The organism is Ramlibacter aquaticus, assembly GCF_015159745.1.
GTDB classification, from domain to species: Bacteria; Pseudomonadota; Gammaproteobacteria; order Burkholderiales; family Burkholderiaceae_C; genus Ramlibacter; species Ramlibacter aquaticus.
The window spans coordinates 1-403 of record NZ_JADDOJ010000209.1; the positions used below are offsets into that span (position 1 = coordinate 1).

General features: G+C 72.2%; 1 pseudogene. It reads left to right on the top strand.

Features of this window, described 5'->3' with window-relative positions:
- A pseudogene (locus IM725_RS20150) lies at positions 1-403 on the top strand (dynamin family protein); the annotation flags it as partial.

The window sequence follows — 403 nt, forward strand, 5'->3', positions numbered from 1 at the left end:
GGGCTACGACGCCGCGGTCTCCAACAGCCTGCGCCTGCTGCCGATCGACACGCGCCTGCAGCCCCAGGGCCTGGCCGAATGGCGGCTGCGGCCGGACCAGTGGACCGAGGTCCCGCTGAACGTCGGCGATGCGGAGCAGCTCGCCGGAGCGCTCGAGAAAGTGTCGGAGGTGCGCCGCGTCACGCAGGACGAGGCCCGCGCGCTCGGCTTCTGGCACGACGACCAGCCCCAGGACAATCCGGTGCCCGATGCGCGGGGCCTGGTCGAGGTGCCCGCCTGGCGCCACGCGCTGATCAACATCCCGCACCCCCTGCTGCGCCAGGGATTGGTGATCCTGGACACGCCCGGCCTGAACGCCGTCGGCGCGGAGCCCGAGCTCACCATCAACCTGATTCCCCAGGCC